Source organism: Bradyrhizobium rifense (assembly GCF_008123425.1).
Classification (GTDB): Bacteria; Pseudomonadota; Alphaproteobacteria; order Rhizobiales; family Xanthobacteraceae; genus Bradyrhizobium; species Bradyrhizobium rifense.
Genome location: NZ_VSSS01000119.1, coordinates 1 through 3,671 on the forward strand (window position 1 = coordinate 1; position 3,671 = coordinate 3,671).

Annotated in this window: 3 protein-coding genes; 1 reads left to right on the forward strand and 2 read right to left on the reverse strand. The window is 63.5% G+C overall.

The annotated features are described in order from the left end of the window. Positions 1-793 precede the first annotated feature (793 nt). The gene (locus FXB40_RS47155; RefSeq protein WP_148779071.1) at positions 794-1,030 is read left to right on the forward strand and encodes a hypothetical protein; all 237 of its coding nucleotides are present in this window, start codon (positions 794-796) and stop codon (positions 1,028-1,030) included. A 163-nt stretch (positions 1,031-1,193) separates the two neighbouring features. Here the strand turns inward: FXB40_RS47155 and FXB40_RS47160 are convergent, their stop codons facing one another. Both FXB40_RS47160 and FXB40_RS48610 read right to left on the reverse strand, forming a co-directional pair. Then, entirely contained in the window at positions 1,194-2,813 is a 1,620-nt protein-coding gene (locus tag FXB40_RS47160) for a Spy/CpxP family protein refolding chaperone (RefSeq protein WP_246208388.1), read from the reverse strand. Between the two features lie 278 nt (positions 2,814-3,091). Further along, positions 3,092-3,250: a hypothetical protein gene (locus tag FXB40_RS48610; protein WP_187437623.1), complete on the reverse strand. Its 159-nt coding sequence runs from the start codon at positions 3,248-3,250 to the stop codon at positions 3,092-3,094. Between the last annotated feature and the right edge of the window lie 421 nt (positions 3,251-3,671).

Below are 3,671 nucleotides of genomic sequence, written 5' to 3' on the forward strand. Positions count from 1 at the left end.
GTTTTTACACGACCAAGACCCATCTCGGACCTTCGCCCTTTCACCGCATTGGGCCGCTCTCGGCCGAATACCGGACATGCGGCTAACGAGCCAGGAAGCACGAAGCAGCTCACCGCGGCGTTACTGTGCTCCGTTGGATTTGGTTGGAAATCGGTCCGTGCGACGCACCTAACAGCGAGCTGGTTGGAGTGCCACCAACGAGAGGTGGACAGCCATCAGCTACCAGGCAGAATGTCATCATCCCGATGCCGTAGCCTCGCCACAGTCTGCGCCAGATCGGATGCGGTAATCAGTGGCATCAACGATCAAAAGGCACGGCGGATGTACCCTGCCTGATGATCTTGAATGGCCCCGACGTGCAATCGTCGGGGCCATTGCTGTGACCGGCGTGGCAAGGCTAGTGACTTTTGCCGAAGGCCCGGCGTGGTCCAGCCGTGGTTTCCAGCCCTGGACCCTCGTTATTGCGGCGATAAGGAAAGACCGCCCGAAGGCGGTCTTGCAGTCCATGTGCCGGGCCAAAATAGCTTCGGGATCAAACTTTGTCCGGCCCGGTCTGATCGCAAGCTAACCACCATCCAGGGAAGGCCGCTCACAATTAAAATTTCAGTCCTGAAATGGAATGCATCTGCGACTTAGGAACCCGTCGTCCGATGCGAGCTTCGGCGAAAAGTCAGACGATTGCGCTATCATATATTGACCGTCAAACACCGGACTATCACGCGTCAATTCAATCTGCGAAATTGTAACGACACAAATGCGCTTGCAAAAAAGCAAGCACGAAGGGAGGTTCGCAGTGGAGAAGGTGCAACGCTTGCGTGCGATGGGTTCGCTGTGCCGCCAACAGGCCGCGTACAACAGCATGAACAAATGGAAGCTGCTCGCAGAAGCAGAATATTGGGATCACCTGGCCGATCTTGAGATGTCTTCTTACTTCGAACAATGCAACGCCACTGGCTCGCATGAGATAGAGCGGCCTCGAGCGATCACAAGCACGAATGACGCTGGACCGAAGACGATTTCCGGTGCGTGAGGACGGAACGAGGCTGTCGTTTGCATTCGGTACCGCCGCACGTCTCGCAGAGAGGAGCGGCCCGTAGACGCATGTCCTTGTCGAGCTTTGACGCGGGGCGATTGCGTCACCCCACATCGTTCGGCCGCTGCGCAAATTGCAACGAGAGAATGCGACGCCGCCCTCACGGGCTTGCGACCTGTTGCAGCGTGTTGAAGCGTGCCTTCTGCTCGCTGCTCAGCATGGCATAGAACTCGTCCAGGGCGGGTTCGACCAGCTTGGCGGCCTGAAGCATGGCCTCGAGCCGGTGCTGCATTGCCTCCAGCCGTCCGACCGGCGTCAGCGGTACATCGTTTGGGCAGGCCGCCTGTAGGCCTTCAACGCCCTTGGCCGTCGCTTCACTCAGGCGGTCGAGCGCCTCCTTCTGCTTGCCTGCGGGGTGGAGCACGGCCTCGATCCTTTGGATCGGCAACTGGGTCAGGCCGGACTTCGGATCGCCGCAGCCCTCGGCACTGGCTTGTGCACTGGCTTGCTGCTGCGGCGGCGCGCGATCACCGATATTGGGGCCGAGCGCGTTGAAGCGGGCCTGCTGCTCGTCACTGAGCGAGTTGTAAAAATTCTCCAGTGCCGGTCGCACGATCTTGACCGCTTCCAGCGTCGCGCTGACGCGGTTCATCATCGCCCGCAAGCGGCCGGGCGGCGTCAGTGCATAAGTCTCCGCGCAGGAGTCCTTGAACACACCGGCAGCGTTGGCCGCCGCGGTCTTTAGCGCGTCGAGCAGGGCGCGTTGCTCCGGCGTCGGCCGCACCGCCCGCGCGATATCGGCAAGCGGCCAGGCTGTGACGCCCTTGTCCGGTGTGCCGCACAATTGCTGTAGCGTCTGCGGGCTCACGCTGGCGCGCTGACGCGCGCGGGCGCCGCCGCCGGCTTGCGGATAATCATTCGGGTTGATGCTGGCATAGGCGGAATAGGGGCTGTCACCACCCCAGTACAGGGTGTCGACGAAGTCGTCATACGCATACGCCCAATAGCCGGGCTCGTAAGCATAGGACCAGAACGTGTAGTCAAAAATGTCGGAGTAGGCGTAAGGCCAGAACACGGGCCCAAGCCACGCCACGAACACCGCGGGATGGCGGTGTCGCCAGGCCTGCCGGGGCGCCCAACCGCTCTGACGGGTGATGAGGGCCGCCTGGACTTGCGCAGTCGGCTGCTCGCGGAAGCGCGCGGCAAACCGCCCGCGCTCGACGGTTCGCGCGGCGGCAACCGATGCAGCAGTTGCAGCGGGAGCCTGCAGTCCCAGCCGCTGCTGGCGCGCCAGATCGGTTTTTTGCGCGCGCTGCTCCCGGTCAAGCAAGCGGTTCTGCGTCTGGAGCATCCGTTGCTGCTCGCGTTGCGCCCGCGCGCCGTCCAGCTTTTGCGACTGCAATTGCTGCACGCGCTGCTGCAGGCGATCGATGCGGGTCTGGCGCTCCGCGGTCTGGTGCGACAGCACCTCGCGCTGCCGCTGCTGCACCATCTGCTGGCGCTGCTGGATCTGCTGCTGATGCTGTTGCGCGCGCTGTTCGATCTGCCCCTGTCGCGACAGCCGCTCGCTCACCGCCGGCGGTGCGCTTGGGCGCGACGGGGTGGCGATATGCGGCGTCGGCCGCGGTGTCATGGCCGGACGTTGCGGCGCTGCCGGCGCCCGATGGAATTCAGGCCGCGGCACCGCTACGTGCGGGGCAGCCCGCGGCGGCGGTGCAGCGAAGTGGGGGGCCGGACGCGGCGGTGGTGCGGCGATGTGCGGCGCCGGATGCGGCGCCATGGCCGGGCGCTGCGGCATGGCCGGGGGATGGAATGCCGGCGCGGCGGGACGCGCCATGGCTGGGGGCGCCGCCGGACGGGCCATTGCGGGTGGTGGTGCCGCCCGGGCCGGCGGCGGGGCTGGCCGTGCAGCCGCTCCCGGTGGTCCACCCCTTCCATGGTCCTGGGCGGACGCGCCAGCGCTCGCCGCCAGCATCGAGGCACCAACCAAAAAAGCCGTCAGGCAAACGCCACGCGGAAGCATGATGGTAGCTCCCAGCTCGAAATCGCCCACAATTTTCAACGCACAAATGGCGCAATGGTTCGTTGTTGGCCGCGGCCGGCATTGCGATCTTCCGCCGCAGGCAGCTTCAGGAGAAATCCTGCGTCTGAAGCTGCCTTCGGTTCGCTACTCAGCGTGGCATAGAACTCGTCCAGAGTGAGTTCGACCAGCCTCATGGCCCGAATGCGAAATCCGGACCGGTTTCCATGTTGTCCGGTTATCGGGATAGACCGGAAGCGGGTTAGCCGGGCGTCCGACCGACGCGATTGACCCAATGTATGGTCCGGCCGTGCGTTGCAAGTGGTTTCGCCGAGCTGGCGGTGAGCGGTCTTGCATCAATGTATCCGGCCTCTGATTGGAGCATTTGCTCCGGGCCATCATGGATATCAGCGCGCATGCGTTCTCATTAGCGGACAGGCCTCGATTGGGGCCATTTGGGTCACCAGTGTTCGCATGCGCCGGAAAGACCGAACCTCCATCTCGTCTCATCCTCTCGCAGACCTCGGCTGGGAACGATTGACAGGGTTACGTCATCGCTTGCTCCTCTTATCGCTCAGTTCCTTTGTTCGAGCCGAGGGCCGTTCCTTCGTCCCGGCC

What these genes read in the sequence shown, in the direction of transcription:
- FXB40_RS47160 (WP_246208388.1), bottom strand. Translation starts at nt 2,813, where the DNA reads ATGGCGCCGCATCCGGCGCCGCACATCGCCGCACCACCGCCGCGTCCG.
- FXB40_RS48610 (WP_187437623.1), bottom strand. Translation starts at nt 3,250, where the DNA reads ATGAGGCTGGTCGAACTCACTCTGGACGAGTTCTATGCCACGCTGAGT.